The sequence below is a fragment of the Mesorhizobium sp. M8A.F.Ca.ET.165.01.1.1 genome, assembly GCF_004792065.1.
Classification (GTDB): Bacteria; Pseudomonadota; Alphaproteobacteria; order Rhizobiales; family Rhizobiaceae; genus Mesorhizobium.
In genome coordinates this window covers 1-219 of record NZ_SRTH01000294.1, presented here as the reverse complement: position 1 = coordinate 219, position 219 = coordinate 1, and the positions used below count along the sequence as shown (strand labels likewise).

Sequence of the window (219 nt, the reverse complement as noted above, 5' to 3'; positions counted from 1 at the left end):
TGAGATGCAGCGTGCCATAGGTGCCGACCAGGTCGTTGCCGACATTGCCAGCCGAGCCGTTGACGGCGCTGACGCTGTGGGTATCGCCGACATCGACATCGGTGTCGTTGGAAAGCACATTGCCGCTGACCGGATTGGGATCGGCCAGCGTGTTGGTGTCTTCCTTCACCGCCGCCGCATCGGCCACCGCCACCGGCGCATCGTTGGTGCCGGTGATGG

General features: G+C 64.4%; 1 protein-coding gene. It reads right to left on the bottom strand.

The window, feature by feature from the left end; all coding sequences use genetic code 11:
• Window positions 1-219 (bottom strand): Ig-like domain-containing protein (locus tag EN808_RS36160; RefSeq protein WP_135918294.1); only part of this gene is annotated, 219 nt, incomplete at both ends.